Origin of the sequence: Achromobacter sp. Root83 (assembly GCF_001428845.1) — a bacterium.
Taxonomy (GTDB): domain Bacteria; phylum Pseudomonadota; class Gammaproteobacteria; order Burkholderiales; family Burkholderiaceae_B; genus Achromobacter.
This window is the reverse complement of record NZ_LMIU01000023.1, coordinates 110854-129302: the sequence shown is the minus strand read 5'-3', so window position 1 is coordinate 129302 and position 18449 is coordinate 110854. Positions and strand designations below refer to the sequence as shown.

General features: G+C 65.7%; 16 protein-coding genes. 10 read left to right on the top strand and 6 right to left on the bottom strand.

Annotation, left to right across the window (positions count from 1 at the left end):
• Positions 1-55 precede the first annotated feature (55 nt).
• The 4 genes from ASE30_RS20195 to ASE30_RS20180 form a co-directional block, all read right to left on the bottom strand.
• Positions 56-2767 carry an autotransporter outer membrane beta-barrel domain-containing protein gene (locus ASE30_RS20195; protein ID WP_057286063.1) on the bottom strand — a complete coding sequence of 904 codons (2712 nt, stop codon included), beginning with the start codon at positions 2765-2767 and terminating at the stop codon, positions 56-58.
• Between the two features lie 162 nt (positions 2768-2929).
• Positions 2930-3202, bottom strand: coding sequence for a hypothetical protein (locus tag ASE30_RS20190; protein WP_057286062.1), 273 nt, complete (start codon positions 3200-3202; stop codon positions 2930-2932).
• A 51-nt stretch (positions 3203-3253) separates the two neighbouring features.
• The gene (locus tag ASE30_RS20185) at positions 3254-3580 is read right to left on the bottom strand and encodes a hypothetical protein (protein ID WP_057286061.1); all 327 of its coding nucleotides are present in this window, start codon (positions 3578-3580) and stop codon (positions 3254-3256) included.
• Between the two features lie 113 nt (positions 3581-3693).
• Complete coding sequence (locus ASE30_RS20180; RefSeq protein ID WP_057286060.1) at positions 3694-4887, bottom strand: acetylornithine transaminase; 1194 nt, start codon at positions 4885-4887, stop codon at positions 3694-3696.
• Positions 4888-5104: 217 nt separating this feature from the next.
• Here ASE30_RS20180 and ASE30_RS20175 point away from each other — a divergent pair, with 217 nt between their 5' ends.
• The 6 genes from ASE30_RS20175 (at position 5105) to ASE30_RS20150 (ending at position 9362) form a co-directional block, all read left to right on the top strand.
• The gene (locus ASE30_RS20175) at positions 5105-6070 is read left to right on the top strand and encodes a tripartite tricarboxylate transporter substrate binding protein (RefSeq protein WP_057286059.1); all 966 of its coding nucleotides are present in this window, start codon (positions 5105-5107) and stop codon (positions 6068-6070) included.
• A 205-nt stretch (positions 6071-6275) separates the two neighbouring features.
• Positions 6276-7058, top strand: a complete 783-nt coding sequence (locus ASE30_RS20170; protein ID WP_057286058.1) for a transporter substrate-binding domain-containing protein — start codon at positions 6276-6278, stop codon at positions 7056-7058.
• A gap of 15 nt (positions 7059-7073) precedes the next feature.
• Positions 7074-7742, top strand: a complete 669-nt coding sequence (locus ASE30_RS20165) for an amino acid ABC transporter permease (protein WP_057286057.1) — start codon at positions 7074-7076, stop codon at positions 7740-7742.
• On the top strand, positions 7739-8395 hold the full coding sequence (locus ASE30_RS20160; protein WP_057286056.1) for an amino acid ABC transporter permease: 657 nt from the start codon (positions 7739-7741) through the stop codon (positions 8393-8395). The genes ASE30_RS20165 and ASE30_RS20160 overlap by 4 nt, the downstream gene beginning before the upstream one ends.
• On the top strand, positions 8376-9098 hold the full coding sequence (locus ASE30_RS20155) for an amino acid ABC transporter ATP-binding protein (protein WP_057286055.1): 723 nt from the start codon (positions 8376-8378) through the stop codon (positions 9096-9098). The genes ASE30_RS20160 and ASE30_RS20155 overlap by 20 nt, the downstream gene beginning before the upstream one ends.
• 135 nt (positions 9099-9233) lie before the next feature.
• Positions 9234-9362, top strand: coding sequence for an entericidin A/B family lipoprotein (locus ASE30_RS20150; RefSeq protein ID WP_057286054.1), 129 nt, complete (start codon positions 9234-9236; stop codon positions 9360-9362).
• A gap of 110 nt (positions 9363-9472) precedes the next feature.
• Here the strand turns inward: ASE30_RS20150 and ASE30_RS20145 are convergent, their stop codons facing one another.
• A complete protein-coding gene (locus ASE30_RS20145; protein ID WP_057286053.1) occupies positions 9473-10612 on the bottom strand; it encodes a DSD1 family PLP-dependent enzyme in 1140 nt (379 codons plus the stop codon).
• Positions 10613-10879: 267 nt separating this feature from the next.
• Between ASE30_RS20145 and ASE30_RS20140 the strand changes: the two genes are divergently transcribed.
• The 4 genes from ASE30_RS20140 (at position 10880) to gluQRS (ending at position 15765) form a co-directional block, all read left to right on the top strand.
• Entirely contained in the window at positions 10880-11842 is a 963-nt protein-coding gene (locus tag ASE30_RS20140) for a TAXI family TRAP transporter solute-binding subunit (protein ID WP_057286052.1), read from the top strand.
• A gap of 236 nt (positions 11843-12078) precedes the next feature.
• On the top strand, positions 12079-14103 hold the full coding sequence (locus ASE30_RS20135) for a TRAP transporter permease (protein ID WP_057286051.1): 2025 nt from the start codon (positions 12079-12081) through the stop codon (positions 14101-14103).
• A gap of 252 nt (positions 14104-14355) precedes the next feature.
• A complete protein-coding gene (locus tag ASE30_RS20130) occupies positions 14356-14814 on the top strand; it encodes a DUF494 family protein (RefSeq protein ID WP_057286050.1) in 459 nt (152 codons plus the stop codon).
• Positions 14815-14886: 72 nt separating this feature from the next.
• Positions 14887-15765, top strand: a complete 879-nt coding sequence (gluQRS, locus tag ASE30_RS20125) for a tRNA glutamyl-Q(34) synthetase GluQRS (RefSeq protein WP_156407720.1) — start codon at positions 14887-14889, stop codon at positions 15763-15765.
• Positions 15766-15786: 21 nt separating this feature from the next.
• Here the strand turns inward: gluQRS and ASE30_RS20120 are convergent, their stop codons facing one another.
• On the bottom strand, positions 15787-18417 hold the full coding sequence (locus ASE30_RS20120; RefSeq protein WP_057286049.1) for a GDYXXLXY domain-containing protein: 2631 nt from the start codon (positions 18415-18417) through the stop codon (positions 15787-15789).
• Between the last annotated feature and the right edge of the window lie 32 nt (positions 18418-18449).

Genomic DNA, 18449 nt, shown 5'->3' with positions numbered 1-18449 from the left:
ACGACTGGCAGCACACGACCCACTGCAGCTGTTCGGGTGTTATGCACAACCGGTGCTAAAACGTCATCCTGAAACCTGCGGTGGCGGTGACGATGTAGCTGCCGGAGAGATCCGCGTCGGCGTCGACCTGGCCGTAGATTGCATAGCGATCGCCCCAACCATAATTTGCTCCCGCTCCCACGCTGCCCCAGGTTCGCGCCATACGGCTGGCCGCGGGCACGTCGGCCACACGCACACGGGTTCCGTCCAGAAAGTCATGTTTCACGTTGACGACGCCATAGACGCTTGATTCACGATTCACGCCTCCCGTTTGCCAATTGCTTTTGTAGTCCAGCGCGATACCGATGCGGGCCAGCAGGCTCTCGCCTTTGTCGCTTTCAACGCGCGCGCCGAATTTGTCGTTGAAGCTGTCGAAGCGGGTCGATACGTAGGTCAGCTGCGCCTGTGGGATCAGGGCCAATCGCTCGCTCAACCCGAACGCCTTGCCCGCTTCGAGACCCAGCCCGTAACTGTTGGCTTGGCTACCGCCCTTCAACTTGCCGGCCAGCCGGGAATTCAGGTCGCTGTCGAACCAAGTTGCTTGGGCCTGGGTGTCGATATAGAGGCCATTCTTGCCATACCAGGTCAGCGTCGGTGTCAGGCCATAGGCCGTGGTGTCGATCGTGCCGTTGCCATATGCCGAAAACACGCGTGTGTCGGCCTTGCCGTAGTGAAAGGCTATGCCGCCTACCAGACGGGAGCCTTCTTCTCGACCGGCCAGGATACGGTCGACACCAAATTGTGCCTTCCAGCTGTCGATGTCCTGGCGTGCGCCCGTGGTGGACGTGGACGGTTCGAGGCGGCTCGTCGTGCCCTCCATGCGGCTCCATACGCCGTTGCGGCCGGCATCCGCTGAATCATAGAGGCGATTGCCGACCCGCTGGCGCAGGGTGGGCAGCCTGCTCAGGTTAAGGAGTGTATTGGCATAGGCTTCATAGACCGGCACACCGGGCTGATACAGCAAGGGCGGTTCAGCGCCCGGCGAAACGCCACCGATCGGCGGTGTGCCGGGATCGGTTAGGGATGATCGCAGATACCAGCCGCCGTCGGCCGAGTCCTGTTGCAGGACATAGCCGTAGGCGCCGGCCACCAGGGCCGGACGCCCCTCGATGACATAGTCGCCATTAGCCAAATTGAACTGCCCCGCCGAGACTCCGTTGACCTGCACGATCTGTATGCCTCGTTGGGTCAACCCGCCAGCGCCTCCCATGTTCTTCACCTTGACCGGTGTCGCACCCGCGGTGTCGCCCGTGACTACCAACTTATCGGTTGGCGAGTTGTCGCCGCCAAGCTGGGTGCGGATCTCCAGGTTCCCGCCCTGTGCCGTATAGTCACCGGCGACGGTCAGGATGCCAAACCCGCTGCGAGGCCCCGGTGCGATCGTGCCCTGGTTGACGGTCGCGCCGACGCGTCCCGTGCCGGTCAGCCATGCTCCCGCCAGGACGTTCACCGGCCCGCCGAGGACGCCATCGACCTGCAATGTGCCGGTCTGGATATCGGTGGTGCCCGTGAAGGCGGCGCTGTTGCCCGACAAGGTCAGCGTGCCGGCGCCCAGCTTGTCGAGGCTGGAGGTTCCCGAGAATGCGGTCATCACGCCCACCTCGTAGCCGTTGCTATCGAACGAGGCACCCTCGCTTCCGATCGCCTGCGTCAGGAAGCCATTCAGGAAATTGGCCTGGTTACGCCGAGCCCGCAGGACGCCGCCATCCAGGTTGAAGGTGGCGTTGCCAGCGCCCTTGATAACCGAGCCGGTCTCCAGCACGCCGCGGCCGCTGGCATCGCCGATGAGATTCAGCGTACCGGTGGCGGTGTTGTCGACGCCCAGCCAGGTATCGCTGCTGGCAATCGCCAGCCCGCCCTTCGCGATGTTCAATGTTCCCGTGCCCGCCGAGCCTATCTCGATACGGTCGCTGGCGGTAAGTGTCGAGATATCGGCCGTCGTGCTCGATACGGTCACCGTGCCAACACCGCCCGCCTGATGGCCAATGTAGACCGTTGCGGCGGCGCCTGGTGCAGACGATCCGACGGTGCGCACTGTGGCGCCTTCCAGGACGCGCAGGTCGCCAAGACCCTCGAAACCTACGTAGATATTGTTGAACGGGTCCCAGAGGGATGTGGGTCCCGACACCGTGACGCTGCCCTCGCCGCCGAGGCCGCTGCCGATCAGTGCCTGGCCGCTACGCATGGCGCCGCCATCGTCGATACGCAGCGTGCCCCTTCCAAACGCGCCGATCTGAAAGGAATTCGGCGTGGAAAGATTCCAGGTCGACCCCAAGCCCGACACAAGCACGTCGCCGATACTGCCGTTGTCCCCGCCGATTAAGGCCAAGTCGCTTTGCGCGACGCCTCCGCCCAGGATCCTCAGCATGCCGTTGCTGCCAGCCTGAACCCCGATATACACAGGACCGGCGCTAGTCCAAGTCGACGCCGTGCCACTGCCGTCATGGCCCGACACTGTCAGGGTGCCCACGCCGCCGTTGCTGTTTCCAATGTATGCCCCGATATTGTCGACAGAACCGCCTGCGTCGATGGTTAACGTCCCGTTCAGGGAATCCCCGACGGTCAGGTCGCCGCCGATGTTCCAATTCGGCGACTGGACCGCCCCGGGGACCACTTCGCCGGTGCCGGAGACCAACTGCGCATGGGCAGGAGGGGCTACATGGGCCGCGTAGAACAAGAACACGGTCGAAGATAACCAACCCGCGCTCACTCTAAAGTTAGCGACCATGAAAACCCCTCCTCATATTGATGTGATCATGTTGGAAACTACGATGACCGTTTTGTCCGTGAGCTGACTTTAGCCAATCTCCGCTTTCGACATTCAGAGAGCTACCCACAAAAAACAGCCATAATCCCGATAGCGTCCAGCACACCAGTCCTTCGCCAACCCTCAACGGTATGGTGGAAGCCGCACGACCTCAAACCCATTTGCAGCCAGCAACCCGCGATACTCGCCGCCATCCAAGCTCCCGTGATACAGCGGCTTCCCCTCAAACTCCCCAATCGCTTCGCCCAACGCCGGCCCGCTGGTAAACATCAACACCGCCCCCGGCGCAGCCAATCGCCGGAACTCTCCGATCAGCCCAGTCCCACGCAGCCGCACAAACGCGTCGGCATGCGCCCGATAGATCGACACCACATCATCAGCAGGCGACTTGGACATCTTCCAACTCCAGTAACGGCGACCGAAAAACCCAGACCCTTGGCGAGCGAATCAACCGCAGACGCCCGAATCGCCATGGAAGCACTCCCAAGCCTCCGCTTCAATATCCTCGATCACCACCCCATCCTCACCCGCGATGGTGAACTGCTCCTGGCTATCCCCAATACTCGCCGCCCCATCCAACCCCAGCAGCAACGCATACATCGTGTCCCGCAGCGCCACATCCAAAACGCCACGCACACCCGCAAGCTGCTCCGCCGGCAACCCCAACGCCCGCACCTTGGCCGCGACCGCACTCCCGCCATCCGCCGCCATGAACGTCTCCAACAGCTCACCCCGCAGCGCATTCCAGTTGCCGACAAATTCCTTCGCGTCCATTCGTATCCCTTAACGTGTCGCAACCCACAGTAACGATCCCAACCGCGAACCGCCCGGCCAAAAAACAGGGGCCGCAAATCGCGGCCCCTGCATTCACTAAGTTCTAAACCCCATCAAGCCTTGCGCACCTGCGCAATCAGCGCATCCAGTTGCTTCAGCATCGAATCCACTTCCTCAGCCGTCACATTCAGCGCCGGCATGAAGCGCAGCAGATTCGGGCGCGGCGCGTTCAGCAGCAGACCTTGCGGGTTCAGGTTGCGCGCGGCCTCGACAATCGCGGGGCCATCATCGCGATCCATGATCAGCGCGCGCAGCAGACCCATGCCGCGCTCACCCTTCATGCCGTACTTCGCCGACAAGGTCAGCAGCCCTTCGGACAATTGCTTGGCACGCGCATTGACCGCGTCCATGAAGCCCGGCGCAACCAGCGCGTCGAACACCGCGACGCCAACCGCCGTGGTCAGCGGGTTGCCGTTGTAAGTACCACCCTGGTCGCCGTGCTGGAACACGCACACGTCCTGGCGCGCCAGCATCGCGGCCAGCGGCACGCCGCCGCCGATGCCCTTGGCCAGGGTCATGATGTCGGGGATGACGTCGGAATGCTGGTAGGCGAACATCTTGCCGGTGCGGCCCATGCCGGTCTGCACTTCGTCGACGATCAGCAGGAGCTGGTTTTCGTCAGCCAGCTTGCGCAGGCCCTGCATGAATTCCTTGGTGGCGGGCAGCACGCCGCCTTCGCCTTGCACGGGTTCCAGCATGATGGCGACGGTCTTGTCGTCGATCAGCTTGCGCACGGATTCCAGGTCGTTCAGTTCGGCCTTGGGGAAGCCTTCGACCTGGGGCGCGAACATCTTGTCCCAGCCCGGCTTGCCCGATGCGGACATCGTGGCCAGGGTGCGGCCGTGGAAGCCGTGGTTCATCGTGATGATCTTGTAGGCGCCATTCTTCTTGACCTGGCCCCACTTGCGCGCGAGCTTGATGGCGCCTTCGTTGGCTTCGCCGCCGCTGTTGGCGAAGAAGACGCGGTCAAAGTCGGACGCGCCGGTCAGGCGCTGCGCCAGCTCGATCGAGGGGATGTTGTAGAACGCCGGTGACGGGTTCATCAGTTTCTGCGACTGTTCCACCAGCGCGCGCTGCATTTCGGGCGCGGAGTGGCCCAGCGTGTTCACCGCCCAGCCCTGCACGAAGTCCAGGTATCGCTTGCCCGCGTGATCCTCCAGCCAGGATCCCTTGCCGCTCACGAACACGAGGTCCGGGCGGGAGGTGATCTCCATGAGGGTGTTGACGTTGAACTGGCTGAATTCCATGGCGGTTCCTGCGGGGTGAAAGGACAGGGGATGAAGGTAACTTCGGGGTGGGAACGCGAAAAGGCAAATGTAGCACCGACGGGGGAATGCTATCGTGACGCACCCCCGCCGATTTGCCACCGGGCGGCCCCAAAAGGGCCGCCAGCGCTGGCGCTCTATTTTATGCAACGGGTCAGCCGTCCGCGCGCGTCCCGCTGTCACTTTTTACTGACCAATCATGAAACGTATTCTTTCCAGTCTCGCAGCCGGCCTGGCGCTGGCGGCGGCCGGCGCCCCCGCGCATGCCGAGTATCCCGACCGCCCCATCCGTCTGATCGTGCCGTTCCCGCCCGGGCAGGCCACCGATATCTTCGCCCGCGCCCTGGCCGAAAAGCTGGGCGCCGCCGTGAAGCAGCCGATCGTGGTGGAGAACCGCGCTGGCGCCGGCAGCAATATCGGCATGGAGCAGGCGTCGCGCGCCGCGCCGGACGGGTACACACTGGTGATCGCCGGCAGCGCCGCGGCGGTCAACCAGACGCTGTACAAGAACATCAACTACAGCCTGACCAAGGATTTCGCGCCGGTGTCGGGCGTGTTCTCGGTGCCGCTGATGTTCCTGGCCACGCCCGCCTCGGGCATCACGTCGCTCAAGCAGCTCGTGACCCAGGCCCGCGCCAATCCGGGCGAACTGGCGTACGCCAGCGCCGGCATCGGCGGCACGCAGCATTTGTCGGCCGAGATGTTCAAGGCGGCCGCCGATATCGACATCCGCCACATTCCGTATAAGGGCAGCGGCCCCGCCCAGGCGGATTTCCTGGGGCACCAGGTTCCGCTGATGGTGGATTCGGTGACCGCGGGCTTGCCGCACGTGCAGAGCAAGAAAGCGGTGGCGCTGGCGGTGACGACCGCCAAGCGGTTGCCGCAGTTGCCGGACGTGCCCACCGTGGCCGAATCGGGTTACCCGGGCTTCGAGGCCATCGGCTGGGCGGCGGTGCTGGCGCCGCGCGACACGCCGGCGGACGTGACGGGCGCGCTCAGCAAGCAGATCGCGCAGGTGCTGAACACGCCCGAGATGCAGAAGTTCTTCCGCGATCGCGGCGCTGAACCCATGCCGCTGACGCCCGAGGCCACCGGCGCCTTTGTCGCCGCCGAGGTCGACAAGTGGGGCAAGGCCGTCAAGCAGTCCGGCGCGCAGGTGGACTGAATTCTGCTTCCGCGCACCCATTCCGGTGCGCGGAATGCCCGCTTTCGGCGCATGGCCCGCACCACGGTCGGGCATGGCGCGGGCCGGGCTTCGGGCCGCACAGGGGCCCGCGAATGGCATGGAACTTGCTTTGGCTACTTTGTATACCGATATGGTGTGCAGCGCATTGACCCGCCCGGGCAGTGCGGGCCCTGGAGAGTTCCCTATGAAACGCAGAACCCTGTTGCTGTCCCTTTGCGCCGCCGCCAGCCTCCTGGCGGCGCCCGCCTCGCATGCCGACGCGCTGGACGACATCGTCAAGAGCGGCACCATCAAGATCGCCGTGCCGCAGGACTTCCCACCGTTCGGATCGGTGGGCGCCGACATGAAACCCCTGGGCTACGACATCGACACCGCTCAACTCATCGCCAAGCAGTTGGGCGTGAAGCTGGAGCTGGTGCCCGTCACCAGCGCCAACCGCGTGCCCTATCTGCAGACCAGGAAGGTGGACCTGGTGATCTCCAGCCTGGGCAAGAACGCCGAGCGCGAGAAGGCCATCGACTTTTCGGACGCGTACGCCCCGTTCTTCAATGGCGTGTTCGGCCCGGCCGACCTGAAGGTGACTTCGGCCGCCGACCTGGCCGGCAAGACCATCGGCGTGACGCGCGGCGCGGTGGAAGACATCGAGCTGTCCAAGATCGCGCCCGAATCGGCCACGCTCAAGCGCTATGAAGACAACAACGGCACCATCACCGCCTTCCTGTCGGGCCAGGTGCCGCTGATCGCCACCGGCAACGTGGTCGCCGCCGCCATCCTGGCGCGCAATCCGCCCAAGAAGCCCGAGACGAAATTCCTGATCAAGGATTCGCCCTGCTATATCGGCATGAACAAGGACGAGCCCAAGCTGCGCGCCCGCGTCAACGGCATCCTGGCCGCCGCCAAGGGCGACGGGTCGCTGTCGGCGATTTCGCAGAAGTGGCTGGGCGCCGCACTGCCCAAGGACCTGTAAGTCCGGGCGGCCATCATGGCTTACCAGTATGACTTCGCCTCGGTGCTGGAGTACACGCCGGTGCTGCTCAAGGGCATAGGCGTTACGGTCGAACTGATCGCGTTCGGCGCCGTGGCGGGCGTGGCGCTGGGCATCGCCTGCGCCTGGGTGCGCACGCAAGGGCCGGGCTGGCTGCGCGCGCCGGTCACGGCCTATGTGGAGCTGATCCGGAACACGCCTTTCCTGATCCAGCTCTTCTTCGTGTTTTTCGGCCTGCCGTCGCTGGGCGTGCAACTGGGCGAAATGCAGGCCGCCTGCCTGGCGATGGCGCTCAACCTGGGCGCCTACAGCACCGAGATCATCCGCGCGGGCATCGACGCCACGCCCAAGGGTCAATACGAGGCGGGGGCCAGCCTGGCGATGACGCGTGTGCAGGTGTTCCGGCACGTGGTGCTGAAGCCGGCGCTCATGCGCATCTGGCCGGCGCTGTCGTCGCAGATCGTGATCGTGATGCTGGGGTCGGCGGTGTGCTCGCAGATCGCGGCCGAAGACCTGACCTTTGCCGCCAACTTCATCCAGTCGCGCAACTTCCGCGCCTTTGAGGTCTATTTCGTGACCACTGGCATCTATCTGGCGTTGGCCGTGCTGCTGCGCCAGTTGCTGCGCCTGGCCGGCAGGCGCTTGTTCCGCAAGGCGGCAGGATGATCGAATTCTCAAGCTGGGACATCGTGCGCAACCTGCTGCTGGCGGCGCGCTGGACCGTCGTGCTGTCGCTCGCGGCCTTCGCGGGCGGGGCGGTGATGGGCATGCTGGCGCTCATGATGCGGACATCGCGCGTGGCGCTGATGCGCCGCGCGAGCTGGGCGTATATCGAACTGTTCCAGGGCACGCCGCTGTTGATGCAGCTCTTCCTGGCGTTCTTCGGCCTGTCGCTGATCGGCGTGGAAGTGCCGCCGTGGCTGGCGGCCGGGGCGGCCCTGACGCTGTGGTCGGGCGCCTTCCTGGCCGAAATCTGGCGCGGCTGCGTGGAGGCCGTGCCGAAAGGGCAATGGGAAGCGTCGGCCAGCCTGGCGTTGGGGTATGTGCAGCAGATGCGCCATGTGGTGCTGCCGCAGGCGCTGCGCATCGCGGTCGCACCCACCGTGGGCTTCGCCGTCCAGATCGTCAAAAGCACCGCGCTGACCTCGATCATCGGCTTCACCGAACTGTCGAAGGCGGCCACCGTGATCACCAACGCCACCTTCAGTCCCTTCACCGTCTATGCCTGCGCGGCCGTCATCTATTTCGCGCTGTGCTGGCCCCTGTCGCGCCTCAGCCTCCGGCTGGAAAGGAAGTTGCATGCCCCTCATCGCCCTTGAAGACGTACGCAAGCGGTTCGGCGACAACGAAGTCCTGAAGGGGGTGACCCTGCGAGTCGATCCCGGGGAAGTGATCGCCATCATCGGCAAGAGCGGTTCGGGCAAGAGCACGCTGCTGCGCTGCATCAACGGACTGGAGCAGATCGATGGCGGCGCGATCATGGTGGCCGACGCGCAACTGGGCGACGACGAACTGCGGCTGCGGGCGCTGCGGCTGAAGGTGGGGATGATCTTTCAGCAGTTCAATCTGTTTCCGCACCTGACCGTGGGACGCAATGTCATGCTGTCGCCGATGGTGGCCAAGCGCATGCCCGAGCGCGAGGCCGCCGACCTGGCGCGCGCCATGCTGACCCGGGTGGGGCTGTCCCATAAATTCGACGCCTGGCCGGAAGAACTTTCCGGGGGCCAGCAGCAGCGGGTGGCCATCGCGCGCGCGCTGGCGATGCAGCCGCTGGCGCTGCTGTGCGACGAAATCACGTCCGCGCTGGATCCGGAACTGGTCAACGAAGTGCTGGCGGTGGTGCGCGAGCTGGCAGCGGACGGCATGACGCTGCTGATGGTCACGCACGAGATGCGCTTCGCGCGTGAAGTCTGCGACCGCGTGGTATTCATGCACCAGGGCCGGGTGCATGAGATCGGGCCGCCGGAACAACTTTTCACGGCGCCCGCCACGCCGGAATTACGGCAGTTCCTGGGGATATAGGGGGATATCCGCCGCCGAGGCGCCGGACACGTGGACATGGACAGGGGTCAGGCACGCGGCTTGCTGAGCGATAAGCGCGCGGCTGCCGCCCGGCATGACCCGCTATGTCCAACGAATCCCCCGAAGGAGAAAAAAATGACCCATCGAATTTGGCTTGCGCTGATGCTGGCGGTCACCGCCATGACTGCCGGTTGCAACACGATGGAAGGTGCCGGCAAAGACATCGAACGTGGCGGGGAGAAGATCCAGAACCAGGCCAAGTAGGCGTTGGGAATCTGCATCGAGGGCCGGCGCGGCAGTGACGCGCCGGCCTTTTTTGTCCGGACCGGCAGGAAAGGCGGTCAACAGGGCGGCCAGCAGGCCGCCCGCGCGGATCAGCGCGAAAAACCGCGCGCCGCGATCTCCCATATGTCCTGGACGACGCCATCGCGCACGATCACCAGCCCGTCATGCAGGTTGAAAGTGGGATCCACGTGCGAGGGCACCAGGCGCAACACCGAGCCCAGCGCGGGCGCGTCCGCTCCGGACGCCACGCGCACGACCCCGTGCTCGTCGTTGATGGCCGCGTAGGTCAGCCCAGGCGCGCCGAAGATGGCGGGGGGACCGCATTCCGCCGTGGTGGACTTCAGGCCCGCGTCCAGGATCACGCGGTCGGGCGCGGGCGTGCTCATCACCGTGGCAAGCACGAACAGGCTGTTCTGGAACGTCAGCGGACCATCCCATTCATTCGCGCCATAGTCGCCGTCCATGAATGCGTAAGAGCCCGCCTGCAATTCGGTATAGACACCGCTGGCGGCGTCGAACTCGGCGCTGCCCGTGCCGCCGCCCGTGATCGTGTCGCAGGCGATGCCGCTTTCGCGCAGCAGTTGCGCGTACGACGCCGCGATGCGCGCGGCCTGCCGGCTGACCTGGGCGCGCTCTTCGCGCGTGCGAAAGTGCTGCACCGATCCGTGATACGCCTGCAGCCCCGCGAAATTCACGCCCGGCAGGCTGCGCGCCTGCTGCGCCAGCGCCAGCACCAGGGCATCGTCCGACACTCCGCAGCGGCCCTGGCCCACGTCGACTTCGACCAGCACGTCGATCTGGGCGCCGGCCTGCGCCATGGCCTGCGAGACCTGCGCCAGGTTCTGCGCGTTGTCCACGCACACGCTCATCTTGGCGATGCGCGCCAACTGGCCCAACAACGCCAGCTTGGCCGGTCCGACGACTTCATTGCTGATGTGGATGTCGCGGATGCCCGCCGCCACGAAGGGCAGGGCTTCGCTGACTTTCTGGCAGCAGATGCCGCGCGCGCCCAGAGCGAGCTGGCGCAGCGCGATTTCCGGGCATTTGTGCGCCTTGGCATGCGGGCGCAAGGCCACCTCGTGGCGGTCGGCCCAGGCCTGCATCGCACGCAGGTTGGCCTCGAACGGCTCCAGGTCCAGCACCAGGCTGGGCGTATCGACGCGGGCCAAGGGATCGCCCGGCTGCGCGGGCGGGGGCAGCGCAATGCCGCGTATGACTTCCTGGGACATCTTGGTGACTCCGTTGTCTGCACCACATGGGATGTAACGCACGCATAACCAAAGCAGGACCAACCATAACCAAAGGGGCCGATCACCCCCAGGTAAACGATAGCCCCGTAACCATTGGCTACGAGAGGTCGACATGACAGAATTTCATCATGAAAACGGCCCCCAAGGGGAGGCCCATTTTTGCCCTGGCCCCAATGCCGCGGCAGGAATGACAAGACGAACCCTCGTCACTGATACATCCCGTCCACGAATACCGGAGAAGCTCGCATGAAACTCAAGCACTGGATCACCGCCCTCACCGTGGCGGTCGCCGCCGTCGGCACCGTAGGTTCCGCGCAGGCCCAACAATTTTTCCGCATCGGAACGGGTGGCACTGCGGGCACGTACTACCCCATCGGCGGCATCATCGCCAACGCCGTGTCGCAGCCCGGCAAGCTCGTTGCGACGGCGGTCGCCTCCAATGGCTCGGTGGCCAACATCAACGGCATCGTGGGCGGTTCGTTCGAAGCGGGCTTCACGCAGTCGGACGTGGCGTTCTGGGCCTACAGCGGCACGGGCACCTTCGAAGGCAAGCCCAAGGCACAGGACCTGCGCCTGATCTCCACGCTGTACCCCGAAAGCATCCACCTGGTGACGCGCAAAGGCGCCGGCATCAAGAGCGTGGCGGACCTGAAGGGCAAGCGCGTGTCCATGGACGAGCCGGGCTCCGGCACGCTGGTCGACGTGCGCCTGATCCTGGGCGCCTACGGCATGACCGATAAGGACATCAAGGCCGAATACCTCAAGCCCAACCAGGCGGGCGACAAGCTCAAGGATGGCGGCCTGGACGCGTTCTTCTTCGTGGGCGGCGCCCCTGCCGGCGCCATTGCCGAACTCGCTTCCAGCGGCGCCGGCATTGAAATCGTGCCGCTGGTCGGCCCCGAGATCGACGCCCTGCGCGCCAAGCAGGAGTTCTTCACGCCCGACACCATCGCCGCCAACACCTATCAGAACGTCGGCGAAGTAAAGACCATCTCGGTCAATGCGCAGATGGTCACGTCGGCCAAGCTGCCCGAGCAGGTCGTATATGACGTCACCAAGGCGCTGTACAGCGACGCCACGCGCAAAACGCTGGACAACGGCCATGCCAAGGGCAAGCTGATCACGCGTGACAACGCCATCAAGGGCGCGGGCATCCCGTTCCATCCGGGCGCCGAAAAGTTCTACAAGGAAATCGGCCTGCTGAAGTAAAGCCCCCCGTAGCGCCTGCGGCGCTTCCCCCCCGGGGGCGCCGCAGCGGACCGGCAAAGCCGGCTGCGCGCGGCCCCGCTTGGGGAAGCCTGGTCCTTACTTGTATTGCCTGTCCTTGACGGGACAGCTGGATCGTCATAGTTCGTTATGTCCGCGGCGTTTGCTGGTTGCGCCGTGTGTGAGCAGGGCCGCCGATGCGCGGCCCTGCTTCTTGAGTCATCTTGAGAATCACCGCGATGGAAATTGACCACGAGAAAACCCAGCAACTGGCGGAAAAGTACGATTCGGAGATCCGCTTCCGGCCGCTGGACAAGACCGCCACCTGGATCGTTTCAGGCCTGCTGGTCACGCTTTCGCTTTTTCACTACTACACGGCCGGTTTCGGCCTGCTGCGCGAGGCCACGCACCGTGGCGTACACCTGGCTTTTGTGCTCAGCCTGATATTCCTGGTATTCGGATTTTCCAAATCCCACTACCGCCGCGAGCCCAGGTCGACGTGGTACGCGCCCGGCGGCATCCCGCTGTATGACTGGATCATCGCCATCGCGCTGACCCTGTCGGTGCTGTATATCCCCTACATCTTCGATGATCTGGCGTACCGGGTGGGCAATCCGCTGCCGATGGATGTCTTCATGGGCTCGATCCTGCTGGTCGGCCTGCTGGAAGCCACCCGCCGCGCCATGGGGTGGCCGCTGCCCATCATTGCGCTGGTGTTCATGGCCTACGCCATGTTCGGCCAGTACTTCCCCGGCCTGCTGCAGCATGCCGGCAACAACTGGTCCCAGATCGTCAACCACATGTACCTGACCAGTCAGGGCGTGTACGGCGTGGCCGTGGGCGTGGTGGCGACCTACGTCTTCCACTTCGTGCTGTTTGGGGTGCTGGCCACCCGCATCGGCCTGGGCCAGCTCTTCCTGGACGTCGCTTCGACCATCGCCGGCCGCTACGCGGGCGGCCCCGCCAAGGTGTCGGTGTTTGGATCGGCCATGTTCGGCATGCTGTCGGGCTCGTCCGTAGCCAACGCGGTAACGGTGGGGTCGTTGACCATCCCCGCCATGATCCGCGTCGGCTATCCGCGGCATTTTGCGGCGGGCGTCGAAGCCGCCAGCAGCACCGGCGGGCAGATCACGCCGCCCATCATGGGCGCCGCCGCGTTCCTGATGATCGAGTTCCTGGGGATCCCGTACCAGCAGATCGCGATCGCGGGCATCTTCCCGGCCTTCCTGTATTTCTTCGGCATGTTCATGCAGGTGCACTTCGAGGCCAAGCGCGAGGGCCTGCGCGGCCTGACCCCCGAGGAAATGCCCAAGCTGAAGCAATCCTTCAAGATGCGCTGGCCCACGCTGATCCCGCTGGTGCTGCTGATCAGCGTGCTGGCCAGCGGCCGCACGCCGTATCTGGCCGCCTTCGCCGGCATCACGGGTTGCATCATCGTCGGCCTGCTGAACCCATTCCAGCGGCTGCGCTGGCGCGATCTGTACGAGGCCTTTGAAACGGGCGCGAAGTATGCACTGGCCGTGGGCGCCGCGGCCGGTACGGTCGGCATCGTGATCGGCGTGGTGACACTCACGGGCGTGGGCTTCAAGATCTCTTATATCGTGATCTCCGCGGCGCAGGCCATCGCCGGCGGCGCGGCGATGGTGATTCCCGACGCCATCGCCAACGTGCAGTCGCTGACCCTGGTCGCGGCGCTCATCATGACGGGTCTGGTCTGCATCCTGATGGGTTGCGGCATCCCCACCACGGCGAACTACCTGATCATGGTGGCGGTTGCCGCGCCCACGCTGGTGCAGCTTGGGGTGCAGCCCATCGCCGCGCACTTCTTCGTGTTCTATTTCGGCATCCTGGCGGACATCACGCCGCCGGTGGCGCTGGCGGCGTACGCGGCGGCGGGCATGGCGGGCAGCGATCCCTTCAAGACCGGCAACACGGCGTTCAGGCTGGGCATCACCAAGCTCATCGTGCCATTCGTGTTCGTGTTCTCGCCGTCGCTGCTGATCTCGGTGCAGGGCTTCACCTGGTATGACTTCTTCGTGACCCTGTTCGGCTGCATGGTCGGGCTGGTGCTGCTGTCGGCCGCGTTCTCGCGCTACATGCTGGTCGGCATGAAGAGCTGGGAGCGGTGGCTGTGCACCATCGGCGCCTTGCTGACGATCCTTCCTGGCCTGGCCAGCGGGCTGATCGGGCTGGCCATCTGCATCCCGGTTTTCATCCGGCAACTGGCGGAACTCAAGCTCGAGAACTCGGCCCGATCCGCCTGACGCGACACGCAGCACAATAGCGGATTCAAAAAAAAGGGGCGGACTGATCGGTCCGCCCCTTTTTGCCCTGAATCGTGGATTTTGACAGCATTTAACGTAAAAAAGGGCCTCGATTGCCGGTGGGTGACGGCAAACAACATTCCGGCTTTCCTTTGGTTGCCCGGCAAAATAAATCAGCGTAAAGTAAAATTCATGTTTGCTGGTCTGCCGATCTGCGGGCCGACTGTGCAAACAGGCTCAAAACTGCGCCATATGTTCGATATCCTGGTTTATCTGTTCGAGAATTACTACACGCCGCAAGCCTGTCCTGCGGCCGATGTGCTCGCCAAGCGGCTCGCCGCCGCCGGATTCGAGCACGAAGACATCGACGACGCGCTCGGTTGGCTGTACGGCCTGGCCGAGACCACCGAACGATGCGTCGACCTCGCTCAGGCTCCCACGTCCGGAACCCGGATCTACACCGACAACGAATACCAACAGCTCGGCACCGAATCCATCGGCTTCATCGCCTTCCTGGAATCGGCCGGCGTGCTGCCCGCGCCCCTGCGTGAAATCGTCATCGACCGCGGCCTGGCTTCGCCGGAAACGCCCGTGCCGCTCGCCAAGATCAAGATCATCGCCCTCATGGTTCTCTGGAGCCAGGAAGCCGAGATCGACAATCTGGTGCTGGAAGAGCTGCTGGACGAAGAAGGCGTGCGCCTGCTGCATTGAGCGCGCCGCGGCGCCCCGCGCCTTGAATCTCCTCTCCTATCCCCGCGCGCCTGGCCGCGCGGGCGTTTCGCCGTGACCTACGTTGGCCGCTTCGCCCCCAGTCCCAGCGGCCCGCTGCATGCGGGCTCGCTGGCGACCGCGCTGGCAAGCTGGCTGGACGCGCGCGCGCATGACGGACGCTGGCTGCTGCGGATCGAAGACGTGGACACGCCGCGCACGGTCCCCGGCGCGGCGGAGGTCATCATGGCGCAGCTGCATGCGCTGGGCCTGGCCTGGGACGGCGAGATCATCTGGCAATCCCGTCGCGGCGACGCCTACCAGACCGCATTCGACACGCTGGCCGCGCGCGGCCTGATCTATGGCTGCGGCTGCACCCGCCGGGAAATCGCCGATTCGGCGCTGCGCGGCCAGACGATGCCGGGCGCCGACGGCGAAAGGCCTTACCCCGGCACCTGCCGCCACGGCTTGCCGGAAGGCCGCCAGGCGCGCGCCTGGCGCCTGCGCGTGCCGGATGGCCTGGAACACTTCGAAGACCGCTGGCTGGGCCCCCAGGAACAGGACGTGGCGCAAGCGGTGGGCGATTTTGCGCTGCGGCGCGCGGATGGGCTGTGGGCGTATCAGTTGGCCGTGGTGGTGGACGACGCCGCGCAGGGCGTGACGGACGTGGTGCGCGGCGCCGACCTGCTGAGTTCCACGGCGCGCCAACGGGTGCTGGGCCGGTTGCTGGGCCTGCCCCCGCTGCGCTATATGCACGTGCCGCTGATCCTGGACGCCTCCAGCGGCCTCAAACTGTCCAAACAGAACGGCGCCCCGCCCATTGACACCGGCGCGCCCCTGACGGCCCTGAAGGCCGCCTGGGAGGCATTGGGATTCCCGCCCTTCGCCGCCGCGGGCATCGCGCCGTTCCTGCGCGAGGCCACGGCGCGCTGGGCCGGGCGGTTTCCGGGCTGAGGCCCGGACCGGCCGGCGCGGCTACAAAGGCTGCAGGTCTTCGCCCAGCATCCTGACGAGCAGGGCTTCTCCGTTTTCCGCCACGCGCAGCTCGCCGTACTTGGCGACCTCGTAGCGCGCCGCCTGCCCTTCGGGGAAGAAATACGCATTGGTGACGATACGCACGCCGTTGTCTCGAACGCGGTAGCGCAGCGGCACCTCGCCTTCGGCATGCGGATGGATCTCTGGCTGGATGCGCACGGGCTGCGCCACGCCGCGCGCATCCGGCGCCAGCAGCACGTAGCCGTCGGGCTCATAGCCCATGACGGACTCATCTTCATCCTGTTGGCCACCGCCCCCCAGGCGCAGGCGCGTCACTTCACGGCCCGCCGCGAAGTTCAAGGCCATGTAGTCGCCCTGCATGAGCGAACGCGGGTCCACCGGCGCCAGTTCCAGAATGACGACCTTGCCCGAGGCCAGCAGCTTTTCGCGCTGCCAGATGCCGCCGTTGGCCACCACCAGCACCAGCGCCAGGCCGCCCAGGATGGCCAGCGTGCGCCAGCGCAGGGGGCCGGACACCGGCGGCAGCGAACGAGGCTTGGCCGGCGCCTGGGTGCGCATCAGGCGCGGCACCAGCCACACCGCCGCCCGCAACAGGAAGAGCAGCAGCGCGGCGCCGCCCAGCCAAAGCGCCTTTTGCAGCAGCGGGAGTTCCAGTTGGTAGTAATAGACGCCCAGGTAGGCCAGCAGGCTGGCCACGCCAAAGACCATGACGCGCGACTGGTTCAGGCCGAAGCCCAGCAGCAGCCATGCCAGGGCAAATCCCACGCCCGGGCTGGGCAGCCAGAACAGGGACAGCAGCAAGAGGCCGATCGGCACGCCCCAGGTCACGCCTTTCGTCAGCAGCCGGCGGCGCGGCCACAACACCGCCAGGGCAGCGGCAACCGGGAGCAGCGCGCCCGCCACGATCAGGATGGCGGTATGCGGCGTCAACTGCCAGATGGCGGGCAACTGCCTGGCCGAAATTCCGCTGGCCAGCCACACCATGCCCTGGACGGACAGCAGGAAGGCCCAGGCCAGCGGCTGCAGCGCGTGGCCGCGCCTGGCGCCCACGCGGTGGCTGACGGTGATGATGACGGCGGTGGCCCAGGCGCCGATCACGCCGATGGGCAGCCACAGGAACGTGGCGCGCGTCGCGTCGAAACGCATCCAGGCGTCCAGCAGGTCGTCCTGCATGAGGTCGGGCGACAGGCCCCGCCAGATCAGGGCCGCGCCCGCCATGGCGATCAAGAGGCCGCTCAGGAATCGCAGGATCACGTCGGGACCCAGCGCGTACACGACGGCCGCCATCAGCAGCACGAAGAAGCTCGCACTGGCAAACGACGTGGAACTGGACAGGCCGAAGATGATGAGGATCTGCCCCGCGAACGCCATGGCCGTGCCGCACTGCCGCCAGAAGGGGCCGGCATCGCTGCGCAGCACCGCCACGCCGGCGGCGCACAGCACCAGGCCGGCCACCAGCGCGCCGCCCTCGGAAGTGATGAAACCCGAGAACGCGACGAACACCAGCAGCAGCAAGGTCGCCAGCCAGGCGCTCAGGCCCAGCAGGCATTGCACGTACCAGGGCGGCTCGGCGCGCGGCACCGCGGCCGGCGCAAGCTGCGCCACCGGCGCGCCCGAATCGGCGGGGTCGACCGCGTTGCCGGCCGACGCGCTGGCCGGTTCGGCATCCGCGGCGGGCAGGGCGGGCGAGGAATCCGCGCCCAGCCGGCGCAGCCAGCGGGCCGCCAGGACCGCCTCGGCCATGAGCAGCGCGGCCAGCGGCAGGGCGGCCCAGACGCCGGGCTCCAGGCGCCACAGCCACTCGCCCACCACGCGCAGCGATACGCAGATGACGCCCGCGGCCAGCATGGCCAGGATGACCAGGTCGCGCCGGCCCCGCTGATAGTAAAGACCCAGGCCCAAGGTGGCGGCCACCCAGGCGATGCCGTTGTAGGTGCCCAGCCCGCGCAGGATGAAGTCGCCGAACATCAAGGCCAGCACCAGCACGCTGATGGCGATGGCGGCCAGGATGCGGGGGCCGAATACCGTGCTGGCGCGCCAGCGGCTAGCCGCCAGTTCCCAGCCCAGCAGCAGGAGCAGGTTCAGGGCGGCCATGAACAGGCTGGGGACGCCCGGGCCGCCGAAGATCATCAGCCAGGTAAAAACCCGTTCGCCCAGCCACAGCGCCGCCGCCAGATTCAGGACCAGCGCCCACAGCAGCCAGACGGCCTGGCTGCCCGCGGCCAGCGCCCAGGGCAGGAGCAACAGCGCCCACCACGCGAACAATTCCCAGGTATCGGCGCCAGTCTGGTAAGTTTGGCCTAATAGCGCGAGCAGGGCGCCCAGCAGAATGCCGGCAAGTGCAAGCAGCGCGCCGGGAATGCTGCGCCGCACGCCGGGCCGGTCCCGCAGGCGCAAGCCAGCCCAGGCGGCGGCCAGCGCGCAAACGGCCAGAAGCCCCTGCGCTCCGGCGAAACGCTGCACTTTTGTCATGTCCTGCCAGTTGGCGGCGACCCAGCAAACCGCAGCGCTGCCCAGCAGCAAAACGCCTAGCCAAAGGGTGCTTCGCGCCAGGAATTGACGCCAAGCGTGCAGTTCGGATCCCGCTTGTCTTTCAGTGCCGACTTGCATCTGGCGAATCTCCGATCTTATTATCCGCGCTA

Bases quoted from the DNA above. Each gene is read 5' to 3' on its own strand.
- ASE30_RS20195 (WP_057286063.1), bottom strand. From the start codon at position 2,767: ATGGTCGCTAACTTTAGAGTGAGCGCGGGTTGGTTATCTTCGACCGTG.
- ASE30_RS20190 (WP_057286062.1), bottom strand. From the start codon at position 3,202: ATGTCCAAGTCGCCTGCTGATGATGTGGTGTCGATCTATCGGGCGCAT.
- ASE30_RS20185 (WP_057286061.1), bottom strand. From the start codon at position 3,580: ATGGACGCGAAGGAATTTGTCGGCAACTGGAATGCGCTGCGGGGTGAG.
- ASE30_RS20180 (WP_057286060.1), bottom strand. From the start codon at position 4,887: ATGGAATTCAGCCAGTTCAACGTCAACACCCTCATGGAGATCACCTCC.
- ASE30_RS20175 (WP_057286059.1), top strand. From the start codon at position 5,105: ATGAAACGTATTCTTTCCAGTCTCGCAGCCGGCCTGGCGCTGGCGGCG.
- ASE30_RS20170 (WP_057286058.1), top strand. From the start codon at position 6,276: ATGAAACGCAGAACCCTGTTGCTGTCCCTTTGCGCCGCCGCCAGCCTC.
- ASE30_RS20165 (WP_057286057.1), top strand. From the start codon at position 7,074: ATGGCTTACCAGTATGACTTCGCCTCGGTGCTGGAGTACACGCCGGTG.
- ASE30_RS20160 (WP_057286056.1), top strand. From the start codon at position 7,739: ATGATCGAATTCTCAAGCTGGGACATCGTGCGCAACCTGCTGCTGGCG.
- ASE30_RS20155 (WP_057286055.1), top strand. From the start codon at position 8,376: ATGCCCCTCATCGCCCTTGAAGACGTACGCAAGCGGTTCGGCGACAAC.
- ASE30_RS20150 (WP_057286054.1), top strand. From the start codon at position 9,234: ATGACCCATCGAATTTGGCTTGCGCTGATGCTGGCGGTCACCGCCATG.
- ASE30_RS20145 (WP_057286053.1), bottom strand. From the start codon at position 10,612: ATGTCCCAGGAAGTCATACGCGGCATTGCGCTGCCCCCGCCCGCGCAG.
- ASE30_RS20140 (WP_057286052.1), top strand. From the start codon at position 10,880: ATGAAACTCAAGCACTGGATCACCGCCCTCACCGTGGCGGTCGCCGCC.
- ASE30_RS20135 (WP_057286051.1), top strand. From the start codon at position 12,079: ATGGAAATTGACCACGAGAAAACCCAGCAACTGGCGGAAAAGTACGAT.
- ASE30_RS20130 (WP_057286050.1), top strand. From the start codon at position 14,356: ATGTTCGATATCCTGGTTTATCTGTTCGAGAATTACTACACGCCGCAA.
- ASE30_RS20120 (WP_057286049.1), bottom strand. From the start codon at position 18,417: ATGCAAGTCGGCACTGAAAGACAAGCGGGATCCGAACTGCACGCTTGG.